This window comes from Pseudomonas sp. A-RE-19, from assembly GCF_019956555.1.
Taxonomy (GTDB): domain Bacteria; phylum Pseudomonadota; class Gammaproteobacteria; order Pseudomonadales; family Pseudomonadaceae; genus Aquipseudomonas.
Window position 1 is genome coordinate 1 of record NZ_JAHBDQ010000041.1, and the last position, 18,532, is coordinate 18,532.

At 60.3% G+C, this 18,532-nt stretch carries 16 protein-coding genes and 1 tRNA gene; 11 read left to right on the forward strand and 6 right to left on the reverse strand.

Annotation, left to right across the window (positions count from 1 at the left end; all coding sequences use genetic code 11):
* Window positions 1–100 precede the first annotated feature (100 nt).
* The 7 genes from fdnG to KGB14_RS21440 all read left to right on the forward strand — a co-directional run bounded on the left by fdnG (window position 101) and on the right by KGB14_RS21440 (window position 9,542).
* Window positions 101–3,166, forward strand: coding sequence for a formate dehydrogenase-N subunit alpha (gene fdnG, locus KGB14_RS21410; RefSeq protein WP_223488687.1), 3,066 nt, complete (start codon window positions 101–103; stop codon window positions 3,164–3,166).
* On the forward strand, window positions 3,167–4,111 hold the full coding sequence (gene fdxH, locus KGB14_RS21415) for a formate dehydrogenase subunit beta (protein WP_223488688.1): 945 nt from the start codon (window positions 3,167–3,169) through the stop codon (window positions 4,109–4,111).
* A complete protein-coding gene (locus KGB14_RS21420; protein ID WP_223488689.1) occupies window positions 4,108–4,761 on the forward strand; it encodes a formate dehydrogenase subunit gamma in 654 nt (217 codons plus the stop codon). The genes fdxH and KGB14_RS21420 overlap by 4 nt, the downstream gene beginning before the upstream one ends.
* A gap of 4 nt (window positions 4,762–4,765) precedes the next feature.
* Window positions 4,766–5,689: a formate dehydrogenase accessory protein FdhE gene (fdhE, locus tag KGB14_RS21425; protein ID WP_223488690.1), complete on the forward strand. Its 924-nt coding sequence runs from the start codon at window positions 4,766–4,768 to the stop codon at window positions 5,687–5,689.
* Window positions 5,690–6,093: 404 nt separating this feature from the next.
* Window positions 6,094–7,524 carry an L-seryl-tRNA(Sec) selenium transferase gene (gene selA / locus KGB14_RS21430; RefSeq protein WP_223488691.1) on the forward strand — a complete coding sequence of 477 codons (1,431 nt, stop codon included), beginning with the start codon at window positions 6,094–6,096 and terminating at the stop codon, window positions 7,522–7,524.
* Window positions 7,521–9,440, forward strand: coding sequence for a selenocysteine-specific translation elongation factor (gene selB / locus KGB14_RS21435; protein ID WP_223488692.1), 1,920 nt, complete (start codon window positions 7,521–7,523; stop codon window positions 9,438–9,440). Before selA ends, selB begins: the two co-directional genes overlap by 4 nt.
* 6 nt (window positions 9,441–9,446) lie before the next feature.
* Window positions 9,447–9,542 (forward strand) — tRNA-Sec (locus KGB14_RS21440).
* An 18-nt stretch (window positions 9,543–9,560) separates the two neighbouring features.
* Here the strand turns inward: KGB14_RS21440 and KGB14_RS21445 are convergent.
* Window positions 9,561–10,916, reverse strand: a complete 1,356-nt coding sequence (locus KGB14_RS21445) for an OprD family porin (RefSeq protein ID WP_223488693.1) — start codon at window positions 10,914–10,916, stop codon at window positions 9,561–9,563.
* A 46-nt stretch (window positions 10,917–10,962) separates the two neighbouring features.
* Window positions 10,963–11,616 carry a hydrolase gene (locus KGB14_RS21450; RefSeq protein WP_223488694.1) on the reverse strand — a complete coding sequence of 218 codons (654 nt, stop codon included), beginning with the start codon at window positions 11,614–11,616 and terminating at the stop codon, window positions 10,963–10,965.
* Between the two features lie 240 nt (window positions 11,617–11,856).
* Between KGB14_RS21450 and KGB14_RS21455 the strand changes: the two genes are divergently transcribed.
* From KGB14_RS21455 to KGB14_RS21465, 3 genes are read left to right on the forward strand one after another with little or no spacing between them, the layout of a single operon-like run.
* A complete protein-coding gene (locus tag KGB14_RS21455; RefSeq protein ID WP_223488695.1) occupies window positions 11,857–12,822 on the forward strand; it encodes a tripartite tricarboxylate transporter substrate binding protein in 966 nt (321 codons plus the stop codon).
* 1 nt (window position 12,823) lies between these two features.
* Window positions 12,824–13,315: a tripartite tricarboxylate transporter TctB family protein gene (locus KGB14_RS21460; RefSeq protein WP_223488696.1), complete on the forward strand. Its 492-nt coding sequence runs from the start codon at window positions 12,824–12,826 to the stop codon at window positions 13,313–13,315.
* Window positions 13,316–13,339: 24 nt separating this feature from the next.
* Window positions 13,340–14,848 (forward strand): tripartite tricarboxylate transporter permease, encoded by a 1,509-nt coding sequence (locus KGB14_RS21465; protein ID WP_223488697.1) that lies wholly within the window; start codon window positions 13,340–13,342, stop codon window positions 14,846–14,848.
* Window positions 14,849–15,057: 209 nt separating this feature from the next.
* Here KGB14_RS21465 and KGB14_RS21470 read toward each other — a convergent pair whose 3' ends face one another.
* Entirely contained in the window at window positions 15,058–15,489 is a 432-nt protein-coding gene (locus KGB14_RS21470; protein WP_223488698.1) for a nuclear transport factor 2 family protein, read from the reverse strand.
* A 248-nt stretch (window positions 15,490–15,737) separates the two neighbouring features.
* On the opposite strand from KGB14_RS21470, the gene KGB14_RS21475 reads away from it, so the two are divergent.
* A complete protein-coding gene (locus KGB14_RS21475) occupies window positions 15,738–15,986 on the forward strand; it encodes a metallothionein (RefSeq protein ID WP_223488701.1) in 249 nt (82 codons plus the stop codon).
* 221 nt (window positions 15,987–16,207) lie between these two features.
* On the opposite strand, the gene KGB14_RS21480 is transcribed toward KGB14_RS21475, so the two are convergent.
* The 3 genes from KGB14_RS21480 to KGB14_RS21490 all read right to left on the reverse strand — a co-directional run.
* The gene (locus KGB14_RS21480) at window positions 16,208–16,906 is read right to left on the reverse strand and encodes an outer membrane protein (RefSeq protein WP_223488699.1); all 699 of its coding nucleotides are present in this window, start codon (window positions 16,904–16,906) and stop codon (window positions 16,208–16,210) included.
* An 84-nt stretch (window positions 16,907–16,990) separates the two neighbouring features.
* Window positions 16,991–17,467, reverse strand: a complete 477-nt coding sequence (locus KGB14_RS21485; RefSeq protein WP_223488700.1) for an SRPBCC family protein — start codon at window positions 17,465–17,467, stop codon at window positions 16,991–16,993.
* A gap of 59 nt (window positions 17,468–17,526) precedes the next feature.
* On the reverse strand, window positions 17,527–18,532 hold a 1,006-nt coding region (locus tag KGB14_RS21490; protein WP_317851043.1), incomplete at its 5' end, for an AfsA-related hotdog domain-containing protein.

Consider the following 18,532-nt stretch of genomic DNA (forward strand, 5'->3'; position numbering starts at 1 on the left):
AATCAATATTGATGTCGTCTGACACGCCGCCTTCGCGGGCAAGCCTCGCTCCTACATGACTGGCAAACGTACCGGGTTTCCACCTGATCAGGAGTGCACGATGGACCTCAACCGTCGTCAGTTCTTCAAGGTCGCAGGACTCGGCCTTGCGGGCTCAAGCCTCGGCGCGCTGGGCATGGCCCCGACGCCAGCTTTCGCCGAACAAGTGCGTCATTTCAAACTCGCCCATACCCATGAAACCCGCAACACCTGCCCGTACTGCTCGGTCGGTTGCGGCTTGATCATGTACAGCCAGGGCGACAACGCGAAGAATGTCGCCCAGAGCATCATCCACATCGAAGGCGATGCCGACCACCCGGTCAATCGCGGCACCCTCTGCCCCAAAGGCGCAGGCCTGCTCGACTTCATTCACAGCCCCAGCCGTCTCCAGTACCCGCAGGTGCGCAAGCCCGGCACCAAGGAGTGGACGCGAATCTCCTGGGATGAAGCGCTGGATCGCATCGCCGACCTGATGAAGGCCGACCGCGACGCCAACTTCATCGAGAAGAACGCCCAGGGGCAAACGGTGAACCGCTGGCTGACCACCGGTTTCCTCGCGGCGTCGGCGTCGTCCAACGAAGCGGGGTACATCACCCACAAGGTGATTCGCAGTCTCGGCATGCTGGGGTTCGATAACCAGGCACGTGTCTGACATGGCCCGACGGTGGCAAGTCTTGCCCCGACGTATGGCCGTGGTGCCATGACCAACCACTGGACCGATATCGCCAACGCGAATCTGGTTCTGGTGATGGGTGGCAATGCCGCCGAAGCGCACCCGTGCGGCTTCAAATGGGTCACCGAAGCCAAAGCCCACAACAAGGCGCGGCTGATTGTGGTCGACCCGCGATTCACCCGTACGGCCTCGGTAGCCGACTATTACGCGCCGATCCGCACCGGCACCGACATTGCCTTCATGGGCGGGCTGATCAACTACCTGCTGACCGAAGACAAGATCCAGCACGAATACGTGCGGGCCTATACGGACGTGTCGTTCATCGTCAAGGCCAGCTACGGTTTCGAGGACGGGCTGTTCAGCGGGTATGACGCGAACAAGCGCAGCTACACCGACAAGTCCGGCTGGGGCTACGAAATCGGCGAGGACGGTTTCGCCAAAGTCGACCCGACCTTGCAAGACCCACGCTGCGTCTACCAATTAATGAAGCAGCATTACAGCCGCTACACCCTGGAGCTGGCCAGTCAGGTCTGCGGCATGCCCGTGGACGCAATGAAGAAAATCTGGGAGGAGATCGCCACCTGCTCGCAACCGGGCAAAACCATGACGATTCTCTACGCGCTGGGCTGGACCCAGCATTCGACCGGCTCGCAGATGATCCGCAGCGCGGCCATGGTGCAACTGCTGCTGGGCAACGTCGGCATGCCGGGCGGGGGCGTCAACGCCTTGCGTGGGCACTCCAACATTCAGGGCCTGACCGACCTGGGCTTGCTGTCCAACCTGTTGCCCGGTTACCTGACCCTGCCGGCCGATGCCGAGCAGGATTACAACGCTTACATCGCCAAGCGCGCACTCAAGCCGCTGCGTCCCGGGCAGATGTCTTACTGGCAGAACTACGGCAAGTTCCACGTCAGCCTGATGAAAGCCTGGTATGGCGCCAATGCCACCGCAGACAACCATTGGGGCTACGACTGGCTGCCCAAGCTGGACATCCCCGGCTACGACATCCTGAAAATGTTCGACATGATGGGCAAGGGCCAGGTCAATGGCTACATGTGCCAGGGCTTCAACCCGATCGCCGCCTTGCCGGACAAGAACCGTGTGATGAAGGCGTTGGCCAAACTCAAGTGGCTGGTGGTGATGGACCCACTGGCCACCGAGACTTCGGAGTTCTGGCGCAACGTCGGGCCTTACAACGATGTGGAAACCGCTAACATCCAGACCGAAGTCATTCGTCTGCCCACCACCTGTTTCGCCGAAGAAAACGGTTCGCTGGTCAACAGCGGTCGCTGGCTGCAATGGCACTGGAAGGGCGCCGATGGCCCGGGACAGGCGCGCACAGACATCAAGATCATGGCCGAGCTGTTCCTGCGTCTGCGCAAGCGTTACCAGGCCAGTGGCGGTGCCTGGGCCGAGCCGATCCTCAAGCTCGACTGGCCCTACAAGGTACCGGATGACCCGACGCCGGAAGAGCTGGCCCGGGAATTCAACGGTTACGCCATCGCCGATGTCACCGACGCTTCGGGCGCGGTGGTCAAGGCCGGTCAGCAACTGTCCGGTTTCGGCCAACTCAAGGACGACGGCAGCACGGCGTCCGGTTGCTGGATTTTCTGCGGCAGCTGGACCGAGCAGGGCAACAACATGGCCCGGCGTGACAACAGCGATCCTTTCGGTATGAAGCAGAACCTGGGCTGGGCCTGGGCCTGGCCGATGAACCGGCGGATTCTCTACAACCGCGCCTCCAGCGACCCTCAAGGCAAACCGTGGGACGCGAACAAACGCCTGGTGTGGTGGAACGGCAAAGCCTGGACCGGCACCGACGTGCCCGACTACAAGGTCGATGCGCCACCGGAAGCGGGCATCAACCCTTTCATCATGAACCCCGAAGGCGTGGCGCGTTTCTTTGCCCTCGACAAGATGAACGAAGGGCCGTTCCCGGAACACTATGAACCGTTCGAGACGCCCATCGGCATCAACCCGATGCACCCCAACAACAAGCAGGCGACCAGCAACCCGGCCGGGCGGATCTTCGATTCAGTCTGGGAAACCCTCGGGCAGGCCAAGGACTTCCCTTATGCGGCGACCAGCTACCGGCTGACCGAGCACTTCCACTTCTGGACCAAGCATTGCCCGATCAATGCCGTGACCCAGCCCGAGCAGTTCGTCGAGATCGGCGAAGTGCTGGCCAAGGAGAAGGGCATAGCTGCCGGTGACCGGGTTCGGGTCAGTTCCAAGCGCGGGCACATTGAAGCGGTGGCGGTGGTGACCAAGCGGATTCGTCCGCTGCAAGTCAATAACCAAGTGGTGCACCAGATCGGTATCCCGTTGCATTGGGGTTTCACCGGCGCCACCCGTCACGGTTACCTGACCAACACCCTGGTGCCGTTCCTCGGCGATGGCAACACACAGACCCCGGAATCCAAGTCATTCCTGGTCAACGTGGAGAAAGTCTAAATGGCCAGCCAAGACATCATCGCCCGTTCGGCCACCACCACCATGCCGCCCTCGGTGCGCACGCAAGAGGAAGTGGCAAAGCTGATCGACACCACCAAGTGCATAGGCTGCAAGGCCTGCCAGGTCGCCTGCTCGGAATGGAACGAGCTGCGTGACGATGTCGGTCACAACCTTGGCACCTACGACAACCCGCATGACCTGAGCGCGGACACCTGGACCTTGATGCGCTTCACCGAGCATGAAACCGACGCCGGCAACCTGGAATGGCTGATTCGCAAGGACGGCTGCATGCACTGCGCCGAGCCCGGCTGCCTGGCGGCGTGCCCGAGCCCTGGCGCGATCATCAAGCACGCCAACGGCATCGTCGATTTCGATCAGGACCATTGCATCGGCTGCGGGTATTGCATCACCGGGTGCCCGTTCAACATTCCGCGCATCTCGCAAAAGGACCACAAGGCCTATAAATGCACGCTGTGTTCGGACCGGGTGGCGGTGGGGCTGGAACCGGCCTGCGTGAAAACCTGCCCGACCGGCGCCATCGTTTTCGGCACCAAGGAAGACATGAAAGAACACGCCGCCGAACGTATCGTCGACCTCAAGAGTCGCGGTTTCGAAAACGCCGGTTTGTATGACCCCGCAGGCGTTGGCGGCACCCACGTCATGTATGTGCTGCACCATGCCGACACGCCCAGGTTGTATGCCGGTTTGCCGGATCACCCGGCGATCAGTCCACTGGTGGACCTGTGGAAAGGCCTGAGCAAACCCCTGGCGTTGCTGGCCATGGGCGCGGCGGTGCTGGCCGGGTTCTTCCATTACGTGCGCGTCGGCCCACAACTGGTCGAGGAGGACGAGCATCCGACCACCATCGACCCTGCCGTGCATGAATTCGATCCATCGGTGCACACCTTTGATCCGACGAAACCCGGCGGGGAGGACAGGCCATGAACGACAAACCGATCCTGCGCTACACCTCCAACCAGCGCACCAACCACTGGTTGGTGTCGATTGTGTTTTTCATGGCCGCGCTGTCGGGGCTGGCCTTGTTCCATCCGGGGTTGTTCTGGCTCAGCAATCTGTTTGGCGGCGGTTCCTGGACGCGCATTCTGCATCCGTACCTGGGCGTGACGATGTTTGTGCTGTTCCTCGGCCTGGTGTTCAGTTTCTGGCGGGCGAATTACTTCATCGCCAACGACCGTTTGTGGCTCAAGCGTGTCGGGACTGTCATGCGTAACGAGGAGGAGGGCGTGCCGCCAATCGGCAAATACAACCCGGGGCAGAAGCTACTGTTCTGGGTGTTGCTGATTTGCATGCTGGTGCTGCTGTTCAGCGGGTTGGTGATCTGGCGTGCCTGGTTCAGCGCGTACTTCGGCATCACCAGCATTCGCTGGGCGATGCTGCTGCATGCGCTGGCGGGTTTCATTCTGGTGCTGAGCATCATCGTCCACATCTATGCGGGTATCTGGATTCGCGGCTCGGTCCACGCCATGGTGCGTGGCAGAGTCAGCCGCGCCTGGGCGAGAAAACACCATGAGCTCTGGTACCGGGAAGTGACCGGTGACGAGACACCTGAGCGACCGATCAGCAAAAAAGGATGACCCTGTGGCGACGATCCTCGAGCCTGGGCAGATAGAAGCGGCGGCGAGTTCACCGCCGTTTCTGTACCTGCCGCCGAAGAACCTGTTCACCTTGCGCGCGCTGCGCCTGGAACGCCTGGCCGGCGGGCATCCCATGGCGGACTATCTGCGATTGATCGCGGGGCTGTGCCACGTTCAACAGCACCTGATGGACGATCCGCCCGTGGCCGCCATGCCCGATTCCGAACGTCTTCGGGTGTGCGTGGAACATGGCTTGCCTCCGTTCGCTGCCGATAGCCTGGTGCGCGAAAAGGTTTGGCTGCCCTTTCTCGAAGCCTTGTTGCAACGCTATCAGCCACCGCCGCACGCTGCGGTAGAAAACGCCTTGGCGACTTTGCGCAGTGCCAACCCAGGTCTGCTCAAGGCATGGGCGATTGCTTTGGTTAGCGGCCAGTATTCAATGCTGCCGGCAGAACTGGTGCCGTTTCTCGGTGCAGCGCTGCAAGCGGCCTGGAGCCATTGGCTGTTGAGCTCACCCAACCTTGAACTCCAGCGCGGCGACAGCCTCAGCCAATGCCCGGCCTGCGGTTCGCCGGCGATGGCCGGGGTGATTCGTCATCGTGGCAAATACAACGGTTTGCGTTATCTGGTGTGCTCGTTGTGCGCCTGTGAATGGCATGTGGTGCGGGTCAAGTGCGTGTATTGCGAACAGAGCAAGGGGCTTGAATACGTCAGCTTCGAGGATGACCGTCATGCTGCCAATCAGGCACCGCTGCGAGCGGAAGTCTGCCCCGGCTGCAACAGCTACCTGAAACTGATCTACCTGGAAAACGACGCCGAAGCCGAAGCGCTCTCGGCGGACCTGTCCAGCCTTATGTTGGATATGCGCCTGGAGGAGGAGGGCTACCAGCGCCTATCGCCCAATTTGATGTTGGCACCTGGAGCATAGGTTTCTACATGTCTTTGGGGTTACACAGATTCACTGCACACGCATTACCCTGTAGGAGCTGTCGAGCGAAGCGAGGCTGCGATCTTTTGATGTTGCCGTTGCTGTGGGAGCTGGCTTGCGCGCGAAGGTAGCCCCCTGCGCGGCGCCTGCGTTCGGCCTATGGGACCGGGTAGGCAGATCAAAAGCCAAAGCCACGGCAAGATCAAAAGATCGCAGCCTCGCTTCGCTCGACAGCTCCTACAGGGACAGGCCGATAGGCCCCCTCGCTTTTACGGTGCACCCCCCATCGAGAGACCCACGGCGCAGGACCGGAGCGAGGGAGAGACGACTGAGCTTATCCCTTTGAGCAGTGAGCCCAGCGGCTACACTCAGACGCGACGGTCAATCGCTTCCGGGAGCCTCTGATGTCTGCACCCTCCGCCAGCCAAGCCTTGCGGCTACCCTCCATCGACAGTTTGCTGCGCCATCCCGCCTGCCAGGCGCTGGCTGAGCGTTACGGGCGGGACGCGCTGCTGGCCGGCCTGCGGCAACTGCTCGATGATCTGCGCGAACCGGTGCTCAAGGGGAAACTCAATGCCGTTGAAATCGCCCCCGACGTGTTGGCGGGCAGGGTAGGCGAGCGTTTGGCGATCCGGCATCGCAGCCAGGTCCGCCGGGTATTCAATCTCACCGGCACGGTGCTGCACACCAACCTCGGCCGCGCGTTGTTGCCGGAAGAAGCCATTGAAGCGGTGCAACTGGCCGCTCGCTATCCACTCAATCTGGAATTCGACCTGCACAGCGGCAAGCGCGGCGACCGGGACGACCTGATCGAAGGCCTGATCCGCGAACTCACCGGTGCCGAAGCCGTGACGGTGGTCAACAATAACGCCGCCGCCGTGTTGCTCGCCCTCAACAGCCTGGGCGCGCGCAAGGAAGGCATCATTTCCCGTGGTGAACTGATCGAAATAGGTGGCGCTTTCCGCATTCCCGATATCATGGCCCGCGCCGGGGTGCGGCTGCACGAAGTGGGCACCACCAACCGCACCCATGCCCGCGATTACGAGGCGGCCATCGGCCCGCGCAGTGGTCTGCTGATGCGTGTACACGCGAGCAATTACTCCATTGAAGGCTTCACCGCCCGGGTGCCGACGGCTGAATTGGCAGAGCTGGCTCACCGCTACGGGCTGCCACTGCTCGAAGACCTGGGCAGTGGCAGCCTGCTGGATTTGACTCGCTGGGGCTTGCCCGCCGAACCGACGGTGCGTCAGGCGCTGCTCGATGGTGCGGACATCGTTACTTTCAGTGGCGACAAACTGCTCGGCGGTCCCCAGGCCGGGTTGATAGTCGGCCGCAAAGACCTGATCGCGAAGATCAAGAAGAACCCACTCAAGCGTGCACTGCGGGTCGACAAACTGACCCTGGCCGCCCTCGAAGCCGTGTTGGCGCTGTACCGCGATCCCGACCGGTTGGCCGAACGCCTGCCGAGTCTGCGCCTGCTGACCCGACCCCAAGCCGACATCCTCGCCCAGGCCCAACGCCTGCAACCGTCACTGGCACAGACAGTGGGTGATGGCTGGAGCGTCAGCGCGGTGCCGGCGCTGGGCATGATCGGCAGCGGCAGCCAACCGGTGGCTCGCTTACCTAGCGCTGCGTTATGCCTGCGGCCCAACGTTTCCAAACGTCTGCGCGGGCGACGATTGCTGGGGCTGGAGGCGGCGTTTCGTCAGCTGCCGATTCCCGTGCTCGGTCGCATCGACGGCGATGCACTTTGGCTGGACCTGCGTCAGCTGGACGACGAAGCTGCGTGGCTGGCGCAACTCGATCAACTGCAGGAGGAGGGTGCGCACGGGTGATTGTCGGCACCGCGGGGCACATCGATCACGGCAAGACCTCCTTGCTCCAGGCATTGACCGGCCAGGCCGGTGACCGTCGTCGGGAAGAACGTGAACGGGGCATGACCATCGACCTGGGCTACATCTACGCCGCACTGGAACCGGGCGCCGCCCTGACCGGTTTTATCGACGTGCCCGGCCATGAACGCTTCACCCACAACATGCTGGCCGGGGCTCAGGGCATTGATCTGGTGTTGTTGGTGGTGGCGGCCGATGACGGTGTCATGCCTCAGACTCGCGAACATTTGGCGATTGTCGAGTTGCTGGGCATCCCTCGGGCACTGATTGCGATCACCAAATGCGACCGGGTCGATCCTGCTCGTGTGCAAGTCGTCCGGGAACAGATCGACGCATTGCTCGCCCCCGGCCCTTATGCCGATGCGCCGCAAATTGCGCTGTCGAGTGTGACCGGCGAGGGTATCGAGACACTGCGTCAGGCCTTGCTGGATGCGCAACATGAAGTCCTTCAACGCAGTCCCCGTGGCGGTTTTCGCCTGGCGATTGATCGTGCCTTCAGCGTCGCCGGCGCCGGGATCGTGGTGACCGGCACGGCGTTGTCCGGCCAGGTGGCCGTGGGCGATACGCTGATGTTGAGCCCGCTGGGCAAACCGGTGCGGGTGCGAGGCCTGCATGCACAGAATCAAGTGGCTGACAGCGCAACGGCCGGGCAGCGAGTCGCGCTGAACCTGAGTGCCGACCGTCTGGCGCTGGAGCAGATTCACCGGGGTCACTGGCTGTTGGCCGAATGGCTGAGTGCGCCGACCCAGCGTCTGGATATCGAGATGACCTTGTTGGCCAGCGAGGCGCGAAGCTTCGAGCACTTTCAGCCCGTGCACGTACATCTCGGCACTCAGGACGTGACCGGGCGAGTGGCTTTGCTGGAGGGCAGCAGCCTGGCACCGGGTGAGCAGATGTTCGCGCAGCTGCTGGTGAACGCGCCGGTGCTGGCGGTGAAGGGCGACCGTTTGATCCTGCGCGACCAAAGCGCCCAACGTACCCTCGGCGGAGGCCGGGTGCTCGACCCGTTCGCCCCGGCGCGACACCGCCGCAGCCCCGAACGATTGGCGCAGCTACAGGCGCTGGCCACCACGAACAGTCTGGAAGAAGCACTTCCGGTGCTGCTGGCCAACAGCGACACCGGGCTCGACCCGCAGCGCCTGGAGCGCCAGTTCAATCGTCCGCGCACGACGTGGTTGTTGCCCGATGACGTACGTTTGATCGATACGCGCCAGGGGCCGTTGCTGTTCAGCGCGGTACGCTGGGAAGCCCTGAAAGGTCCGCTGTTGGAACACCTCGCCCGCTTTCATCAACTCGAACCGGATCAAATGGGACCGGACAGGGATCGCCTGCGTCGCTTCGCTGGCACCGCGCTGGACCGGCCGACCTTTATCAGCCTGCTCGATGAATTACTGGCCAGCGGTGCGATCGTCGCCAGCGGTCCCTGGCTGCATTTGCCCGATCATCAAGTGCGTTTGAGCGAAGACGACGAAACCCTGTGGCAGCAGCTACAGCCACTGTTCGAACAAGCAGGCTTCGATCCACCGTGGGTACGTGATCTGGCTAAAGCGACGGGCCATCAAGAGGCGATCGTGCGCCTGCTGCTGCGCAAGATGGCGCGGCTGGGGTGGGTGCATCAAGTGGTCCGCGACCTGTTTTACACCGACACGCTGCTGCGCCGATTGGCGGCTATGCTGGTGCAACTGGCCAGCGATAACCCGGTGATTCAGGTCACCGCATTTCGCGATGCCGTGGGCCTGGGGCGCAAGCGCAGCATTCAGATTCTTGAATACTTCGACCGCATCGGCCTGACGCGACGCTTTGGCGACCGGCGCCACCTCCGGCTCGACAACGCGCTGGCGCAACGCACAGAAAACTGAGTTCAAGGAAGGCAATCGCGCCCGGTGGCGCGGCCGGGCTTCAAACCCGGTTGGGGACGGCATCCGTTCCCGGGCAGGTTCGACTCCGGCTGCCTTCCGCCATTTCCAACGTGGCGCTGATCATAGGTGCCCGAAGGTCAGCGGATACTGGATGACAACGTAAACCCTGTCGATGTCATCGCCCGCCTGGGCGCTGTTGGCTCGGTGAGACACATGGGACAGTTGCATCGACAGACCCTTGGCGGCGCCTGATTGCACGATGTAGCGCACGTCTATGTCGCGCTCCCAATGCCGCCCGCCATCACCTTGTTGAGGCACGTACTCACCGACGGTCGGGTCGAACGGGTTGTAGGCCCCACCCTTGGGCGCATGGGTGCCGTCGATGTCGCTGCCCCTGACATAACGCGTCATGAAGCTCAGGCCGGGGATTCCATAAGCGCCGAGGTCGAGGTCGTAGCGTGCCTGCCAGGAGCGTTCGTGGGCGCCGTTGAAGTCGGCGTACTTGATCGAGTTGGCCAGGTAAATGGAGTCACCACCGACGAAGTCGAACGGTGTGTCGCCATTGATTCGTTGCCAGGCCAGGGTGAAGGCATGAGCATCAACGGTGTATTTGCCCGAGAGGCTGTAGGCGGTGTTGTCGATGGCGCCAGCCAGCGCCTTGCCGGTGTCTTGCGTGCGATACAGATTGGCGTCGAGGAACAATCGGGACTGTTTCAGGTGCAGATTGCCGTAGTACTGGCGCCAGGTGTCGCTCAGTTCGGAGGCATACAGGGCGCCGCCGACAGGACTGTGGGTGAACAGGTCGGCGCCCAGAAGCGTGATGCCACCGGCCTCGGTGTTGGCACCATAGCCGTAAAAGTTACCCTTGCTCGACGTGTTGTCTTGATTCTTGAACGCCGTGAAATGACCGGCCACCAAATTCACGTCGTCGATTTCGTTGCTGTTCAACAGAAAACCCGTGGCGTACTCCGGTTGCAGGCGTTTGTCGGCGGTGTCGAACACCGGGGTTTCGACGGTCATTTCACCGAAGGCCAGGGTGGTTCGGGAGGCCCTGATCTTCAGCGCGCCGCCGGCACTGGAATAGTCGCTTTCGCTACGACCGTCACTGTCCAGTGGCAGTAACCCCGTCCCCGAATGCCCTTTGCCGCCGTCGAGCTTCAGCCCCGTAAAGGCGTGGCTGTCGACGCCGAAACCTAGCGTGCCGGGGGTGAATCCGGATTCAAAAGAACCGATAAAGCCTTGAGCCCACTCTTGTTTGTAGTTCTTGCCCGAAGGCGAGGGTGAACGGTAGTCGCTGTTGAGGAAGAAATTTCGACTGAGCACTTCAAGCTTCGCGCCCTCGAGAAATCCTTGCGCGGTTCCCGGTGCCTCATCCGCCAGGGCTGTTCCGGCAAAAAACACGCAGAGCCAGAAGGACGCCCAGGGTACGTCCTTCCGACCGGAAATGCGCGGGAGGGTTTGTAAAGAAAACACCATTAATCTCCCGCCTGAAACAGCGACTCCGTAGAGTCGCTGTTTATTCTCAATGGCCTTCAGAGGAATTGAACATGGTCTTGGCGTAGATCAGGCCCAGACCATAGGCACCACCGTTGGCGATGGAGGTTTTCACCGTCTCGTCGTAAGTCTCGGTACGTGCCCAGTCGCGTTGCAGTTCAAGCAAGTACTGCAGTGATGTCATGGGACGGGCGCCGATCTGGATCATGCGCTGCAAGGCCATTTCATGCGCCTCGGTGGTGACGTCGCCACAGGCATCGGCAATCACGTAGACCTCGAAACCCTGGTCAATCGCCGAAAGGGCCGGGCCCACAATGCACACGGAAGTCCACAGGCCGGCCAGAACGATTTTCTGCTTGCCGGCAGCGTTGACTTCGACGGCAATACGCTCGTCTTCCCAGGTGTTCATGCTGGTGCGATCGATCACCTTGTGTTCCGGGAATACCGATTTGATTTCGTCGAAAATCGGGCCGGAAAAACTCTTCTCGGCGACGGTGGTGAGGATGGTCGACACCTTGAAGCCTCTTGCGGCCTTGGCGACAAGGGCGGCGTTGTTGCGCAGGGTGACGGCATCAATGGACTTGGTCGCAAACGACATCTGCGACTGGTGATCGATCATGATCAGGGTGTGGTCGGTCGGGGTCAGCAAGGTTTTGCCGGGAGCTGCTTTTGCAATGGCCATGGTGAACGTCCTTACGGATTAAGTGAGGGGTGATTCGCGAGGGCCATGGTTACGTAGATTCGGGCGTAGATATTGAGTCGATGTGCTGTTTTTTCATGGGGGGAGATAAAGGAAGCAGGCATGCCCATGAAAGGACGCCAATAAATACCACCATGACCTACGCTTATCTCCAGACATATGTTCAACGAACAGATTCAGCCCTGATCGAAAACAACAAGAACAGCTATCCGGAGACGACTCATGTTTGCATTGGCCCGTCGATTCAGCAGCAACCTCGCCGCTTTCATTACCGCCGCCGCGCTGGCCACACCTGTTTTTGCCCTGGACACCGTCAAGTTCATGGCCCCGGGCTCGGTCGGTGGTGGTTATGACCAGACCGCACGGGTCCTGGGCAAAGCCATGGTCGAGGCCAAAACGGCAAAAGCCGTCACCTTCGAGAACAAGGGCGGCGCTGGCGGCACCCTGGGGTTGGCGCAATTTGCCAACGGCACCAAGGGCGACGTCAATGCCTTGATCGTGGTCGGCGCGATCATGGTGACGGCCATCGAGCAGAACAAACCGCAAATCACCTTGACCGACGTGACACCGATCGCCCGGCTGTTTACCGAATACAACGTGATTGCCGTGCGTGACGACTCTCCGTACAAAACCCTCGACGACTTGCTCAAAGATTTCAAAGCCAACCCGTCCAGTATCAAATGGGGCGGTGGCTCCAAGGGGTCGATCGATCACATTGGCATCGCCGAACTGGCGAGCAAAATGGACATTCCCGTCAACAAGGTGAATTACGTCGCCTTCGCGGGTGGTGGCGAAGTCGTCGCCGCGGTGCTGGGTGGCCACATCACGGTGATCACCGGCGGCTACGCCGAGCTTGCCAAATACGTGCAGTCCAAGCAGTTCCGCTTACTCGCCATCGGCGCGCCCAACCGGGTGGATGGTATCGACGCACCGACCCTCAAAGAAAGTGGCTATGACGTGACAATCGGCAACTGGCGTGGTGTTTACGGCGCGGCGAACCTCACGCCTGAACAGCGCAAGGAATTGACCGAGGCTGTCCTGACCGCCACCAAAAGCACCGTTTGGCAAGAAAACGTAAAAATCAATGCGTGGTCTCCGAGCATTCTGACCGGGGATGACTTCGGCAAATTCGTCGAGGAAGAGCACGGACGCCTGCGCGCGATGCTGGTCAAGGTCGGGCTGCTTTGAGATGGCCGGGCGCTGGAGCGTCATGCCCGCCCAGTTGGCGATTGGCGTCAGTATTGTCGTCATCAGCGCGGTATTGGCGTTCGGCGCCTCGCGGTTTCCTGCCGAGATGGGGTTCGTCATCATGGCGGCCTACGTCTACCCCTATGCCGTCGCGGTGTTTCTGGGCGCCGTCGGTCTGTTGATGTGCTATCAGGCGCTCACCGGCGGTTTTCGCAACCTTCCCGACGACCATGAGACCACCCAGCCTCAGCCCGGCGGCAAGCTTGGCGCAACCTGGGTCACGGTGGGGCTGGTGGGGGTCACCGTGCTCATTTCCTACATCGGCTTCGTATTGGCGGCTGCACTGCTGTTTGCCTGTTCGGCACGGGGCTTTGGCAGTCGCAGCCCGGTGCGGGACCTGGCCATCGGCATCGCCCTGACCTTGCCGATTTACTGGCTTTTCACCGCCGGGCTAGGGGTTTCCCTTCCGCCCCTGATCAACGCCTGGATCTGATCCGGGCCGAAGGAGGTCGACAAGGTGGACATTCTCTCGAATCTGGCGAGCGGCTTTGGTGGCGCGCTGGCACCGATCAATCTGATGTGGGGGTTTATTGGCTGCTTTCTGGGCACCGCGATTGGCGTGTTACCGGGCATCGGGCCGGCGCTGACGGTGGCCTTGCTGCTGCCGATTACCGCCAAAGTCGATCCTACCGGGGCGCTGATCATGTTCGCCGGCATCTATTACGGCGCTCAGTTTGGTGGCTCGACCACTTCGATCCTGCTCAACACCCCGGGGGAGTCGTCTTCCATGGTCACGGCCCTGGAAGGCAACCTCATGGCCCGCAACGGGCGCGCAGGCCCTGCATTGGCGACGGCCGCTATCGGTTCATTCGTGGCCGGCACCATTGCGACGATTTTGCTGACGCTGTTCGCGCCCCTCGTGGCCACATTGGCGCTGAAGTTCGGGCCGGCGGAGTATTTTGCGATTCTGGTACTGGCCTTCACCACGGTGTCGGCGGTGCTGGGTGCATCGATGTTGCGCGGTTTTGCTTCATTGGGCATCGGATTGACCATCGGCTTGATCGGCCTGGACTCGACCTCAGGCATTGCCCGCTACACGTTGGGGGTGCCGGAGCTGGTCGATGGCATCGAAGTGGTGCTGGTGGCGGTCGGCTTGTTTGCCGTCGGTGAGGCCTTGTACAGCGTGCTCTACCAAAAGGAAGAAATAGGCGACCGACACCGCCTGACCTCGTTGTGGATGACCCGCGCCGACTGGAAACGCTCGATCCCCGCGTGGCTACGGGGCACCTTGATCGGTTTTCCATTCGGCTCGATTCCGGCCGGTGGCGCGGAAATTCCGACGTTCCTGTCCTATTCGACCGAACGCAAACTCAGCAAGTACCCGAAAGAGTTCGCGGGCAGCAAGGGTGAGGGCGCCATTGAGGGGGTCGCCGGTCCCGAGGCGGCCAACAACGCCAGCGCGACCGGTTCTCTGGTTCCGCTGCTGACCCTGGGCATACCGACCTCCGCCACGGCGGCGATTCTGTTGGCCGCGTTCCAGAACTACAACCTGCAACCGGGGCCGCTGCTGTTCCAGACCTCGGGCGAACTGGTCTGGACGCTGGTGGCCTCGCTGTACATCGGCAACGTCATTTTGCTGGTGTTGAATCTGCCGCTGGTGGGCCTGTGGGTCAAACTCTTGCAGATTCCGCGACCTTACCTGAACGCCGGCATTCTGGTGTTCGCCACCATCGGCGTGTACGGCATGCGCCACTCATCGTTCGACCTGTTTCTGATGCTGGGCATCGGCTGGGCCGGGGTGTTGATGCGGCGTTTCGATTTCCCCGTCGCCCCGGTAATCGTCGGCATGCTGCTGGGGCCGATGGCGGAAAAACAACTGCGCAACGCGTTGTCCATCAGTCAGGGCGACTGGTCGGTATTTGTGACGCAACCCATTGCGGCTTCGGTCCTGGGGCTGACGCTGTTGGTGTTGCTGGTGCCGTACCTGCTGCATAAACGCGGGATCAAATTGCATGAGGATGATTAAGCGCTTCGCGAGCCGGTTTGACGATCAGCACGACGATGCACATCGACGCCACCAGGCAGAGCGTGGGAACGATCATTACCTGGAGCACAACTTTCTGTTTAGATTTTCGTACGACCTCGACTCCTCGGGTGTACCCGGTCGGCGAGCTGCCGAAGGCTGCGATCTTTTGGGGCTGCCAACGCTTGATTGACAGCCTTGCCAAACAAAAATCAGAAGCGGAACGCTTGTCGTCCTACCAGTAGCCATTTGCCTTTCTGTTTCTGCCAGATCTGGAAGTTCTCGATTTCCGTGGGAACGATCTCGTCCCCCTTGATGGCTTGTGCCGAAAAATGATGCCGGACCAAGGCCACATCACCCGAGAGCGTAATGGTCTGCCCCTGCATCTCCAGGGTCTTGAAAGCACTTTTGCCTGTTTCGATGTCGGCGATGAATGCTTTCTTGTCCTGGATTTTCCCGCTGGAATGGCCGTAGGTGAGGTTTTCAGCGGTGAGCGCATTCAGTTGGGGAATGTTCTTGTTCAGCATGGCTTGGGTCAGATGGTCTACCGCTGCGGCGACATCCTTCTCGCCCGATGACGGGGCTGCCATCACATAGCCGTTGAAGAGAAACAAAAAACCGATCAGCAATTTCATTTTTTTCATGGATGTTTTCCTTGTTGTTATGGAGGCGACAGAAAGTTTTGAACTGACTCATCTGTCGTCGTACAACTTAGCAGGTTTTTATTAGGGGATGCATCCAGCAAGTGCCAGGCGACGAAAACAGGCGGAACTGGCGGCCGCTCGGTGGTTTCCAAATATGACGGGATGAAGCTGGATATTCACCCCATTTCCGGCACCTGATTCATCGGGTCATCGAAAAGTCAGGGCCATCTCGAACTGGAGGATCCATGATGAATACGCTGCGCTGTGGTTGTCCGGGCTGCCAGTGTGAAGTCGATCCGAACAGCATTTTCAATCATGACGGCGAGGCCTATTGCAGCGAGGCTTGCGCGCTGCAGCATCCAAACGCCGAACCGTGCCCTTCGCCAACCTGCCATTGCGAGCATATTGGCAAGGTCGGCGAAAGGAACATCAGTAATTCACAGCTGGACGAGGCGCTGGAGGAAACCTTTCCGGCCAGCGACCCGATTTCCCCATGATCGAAGCCGGTGAGACCTGCGCCGAAACGGTTCACCGGCTTGTCGGAGCGACGCCTTGCCCCAATGCCAGTCAAATCGGACCTGTAGGAGCCAGGCTTGCCGGCGAAAGCGCACTTAAGGACGCCTTCGCCGGCAAGCCTGGCTCCTACGAAAAGCGGTTTGCTTGCTTAACTGACTGGCATTGCGCCTTACCCGTGCAAGGCGCCGATCTGTTTAGCCGCTTAGAACCCGTAATGCAGACCGAGCATTAATGACTGGGCGCTGTAGTTAGTGCGCACATCGCCTTGGGGCAGACCTTGAATGTCACCGAAGTGCGCATCGCGCGTCTTGAGGTATCGATAATCCAGGGACACGGACCATTGATCGGTGAGCTCATAACCTACCCCGGCGCCGAGTTGATAGGCCGATACGGTGTCGCGATGAGTGTCGCCGAAATGAACGCCGCCGGCTTCCAGGCCACTGACCGACAGGGTGGTGTAGCCCAGGCCGCCGCCAATGTAGGGGGTGAACCGACTGAAAGGGGCTGGCAGGTTCAAGACGTCATACCAGAGGTTGGCCATCAGGCTGGTGGCTTCTTCTTCGCCTTTGCCGTCGATGCTCCCACCACCTTCGTAGACCCGGTGATTGAACTGGGTCAGGGTGTTTCTGCGGTAGCTCAGTTCCACTTCAGGTCTGAGCCCGATGGGAAAGCGCCAGCCCAAGGCCAGCCCGGTGGCGAAGCCGGAGTGTAACGGCTGGTTGAATTCCATCTCGACAAAATCGAGGTTGTTCTGGTTAAGGTCCTGCGCAGCCACCCAGTTCAGGCCGCCCATGACACTGATGTAGGGGCCGAGCGTGTCGGCGGAACTGGACGCTGGGGCAAAAAGGCCCATGCCAATGACGCCCATCACGAGATACTGAGGTTTGTTTAGTAGGTTCATGCTCGGTCCGAAGTGTGCCGTTATCGATGAGAAAGCGAAGCGTGTTCGGGAGGGAGCGTTCAACACGCTCCCTCCCGGGATGTTTCATACGTGGTGCAAATGCGTTCCAGGTTTTTCGAGCCTTGGGGTATTGATGACATTCGCTCGTTGTTCAGCCAACGCGCACAGGTTGTCCAGTGCGGTGGTCATTGCCGCGGTCAGCATTTTGCGTAGCAGCCCGCGGTATAAAAAACTTAAGGGGCCGGAGATCTTCGCGCTATGGATGACATGGGTTTCATTCGGCGAAAGCCTGCGCATCTGGTGATCGAACTCAAGGTCGATCCACAGCAGTTTTGCCGTGTTGCGATAGCTTTCATGCATCATCACCGCTTCCAGTTTCAACGGCATGTTCAGGCCATTTTTGAGGATGCATTTGCCTCGCGTTCCCGCTTGAAACGGGCCATTGAGTTCGCAATGGCTGACGTCCGTATCCCATAACGGCGCTTCTGAAAAATTGCTCCAGATCTTCCATATTTCAGAAGGCGGCGATTTGACTATGACTTGCACTTTGACATCGTTCACGGCGACACCTTGATTGTGAGGGGCACGGTCATGCTGGAGAGTGAGATCAATTCAATACCTCAGGCCGCGGGCGCCGATTGGCTCAGCACTTGAGCCGTAATACTGGCTTGACCGATTTTTTCGCCCCGGTTGAACAGGTCGATATAGATGCGGTTGGTTTTGAACGGCTGATTCTGTGCGTCAAAACCGGCTTGCGGTGCCAATGACAGGGGACTGTTCCTGGGGATTGGCCGATCCAGGGTGAAACTCAAGGCCAGCAGGTTCATTGGGGTGTTGAGTGGAATCCGCAGATGGCTGTGGGCAATCTGCATGTAGCACTGACGGGCAATTTCGAGGAAATACACCATCGAATAATGCTCGGGGTCGCCCTCCTGGAAGAAGTGCTCATCCGGCAGCTTGAGTGTGTCCACGCTCAAGCCTTGAGCGATGCCGCTCATGTCACTGACGATGACGTTTTCTTCTCGGGCCTTGTGCAGCAAGGCCTTGTCGCGGCAGCGAGTGGCCGTGAACTCGCCAGCGGGCGATGTCTCGAACGCCGAGCTGTAGGCCATCCCGAGGATGCAGGTGCACATCAGCTTTCCGGCCTGCATGACCTTCGCGTTGAATACCTGTGGGTCTTCGCCTTGTTCCAGATGCAGATCAATCACACCCTGCTTTTGTACGTATTGCTGGAACTTGATAGTCAGGGTTTTGACATAGGCGACTCGCCCGCTCAGTGGAGGCATGGCGAGTTCAATCAGTTGCAACACGCCCTCAAGCAATAAAATGCCGGGGATGTGATCAAGAGGGTGATCGAAGAAATAAGGGTGCGCTTCATTCACCACGAGCTGGGCGTGCAGTGATTGAGGGCCTCGCTGGGCGTTGGCGATCACGATATTTTCCGGGCAACGTTGCCAGTGCGCCGGGCGCTGGGCTTGAGCACCCTGGTGCAGGGCGAAAAGGCTTTCCATGGCGCGGACTCTGACACGCAGCCCCGAGAGCAGGGTGTTGGTCAGCATGTCACTGAGTTGCAGCACGTCGACGCCGTCGTTTTGCGGCTCGCGGACAAGGTTGACAGGGCGGGCA

What these genes read in the sequence shown, in the direction of transcription:
- KGB14_RS21470 (WP_223488698.1), bottom strand. Translation starts at nt 15,489, where the DNA reads ATGAAAAAAATGAAATTGCTGATCGGTTTTTTGTTTCTCTTCAACGGC.
- fdxH (WP_223488688.1), top strand. Translation starts at nt 3,167, where the DNA reads ATGGCCAGCCAAGACATCATCGCCCGTTCGGCCACCACCACCATGCCG.
- KGB14_RS21480 (WP_223488699.1), bottom strand. Translation starts at nt 16,906, where the DNA reads ATGAACCTACTAAACAAACCTCAGTATCTCGTGATGGGCGTCATTGGC.
- selA (WP_223488691.1), top strand. Translation starts at nt 6,094, where the DNA reads ATGTCTGCACCCTCCGCCAGCCAAGCCTTGCGGCTACCCTCCATCGAC.
- KGB14_RS21445 (WP_223488693.1), bottom strand. Translation starts at nt 10,916, where the DNA reads ATGGTGTTTTCTTTACAAACCCTCCCGCGCATTTCCGGTCGGAAGGAC.
- KGB14_RS21460 (WP_223488696.1), top strand. Translation starts at nt 12,824, where the DNA reads ATGGCCGGGCGCTGGAGCGTCATGCCCGCCCAGTTGGCGATTGGCGTC.
- KGB14_RS21450 (WP_223488694.1), bottom strand. Translation starts at nt 11,616, where the DNA reads ATGGCCATTGCAAAAGCAGCTCCCGGCAAAACCTTGCTGACCCCGACC.
- KGB14_RS21475 (WP_223488701.1), top strand. Translation starts at nt 15,738, where the DNA reads ATGAATACGCTGCGCTGTGGTTGTCCGGGCTGCCAGTGTGAAGTCGAT.
- KGB14_RS21420 (WP_223488689.1), top strand. Translation starts at nt 4,108, where the DNA reads ATGAACGACAAACCGATCCTGCGCTACACCTCCAACCAGCGCACCAAC.
- KGB14_RS21455 (WP_223488695.1), top strand. Translation starts at nt 11,857, where the DNA reads ATGTTTGCATTGGCCCGTCGATTCAGCAGCAACCTCGCCGCTTTCATT.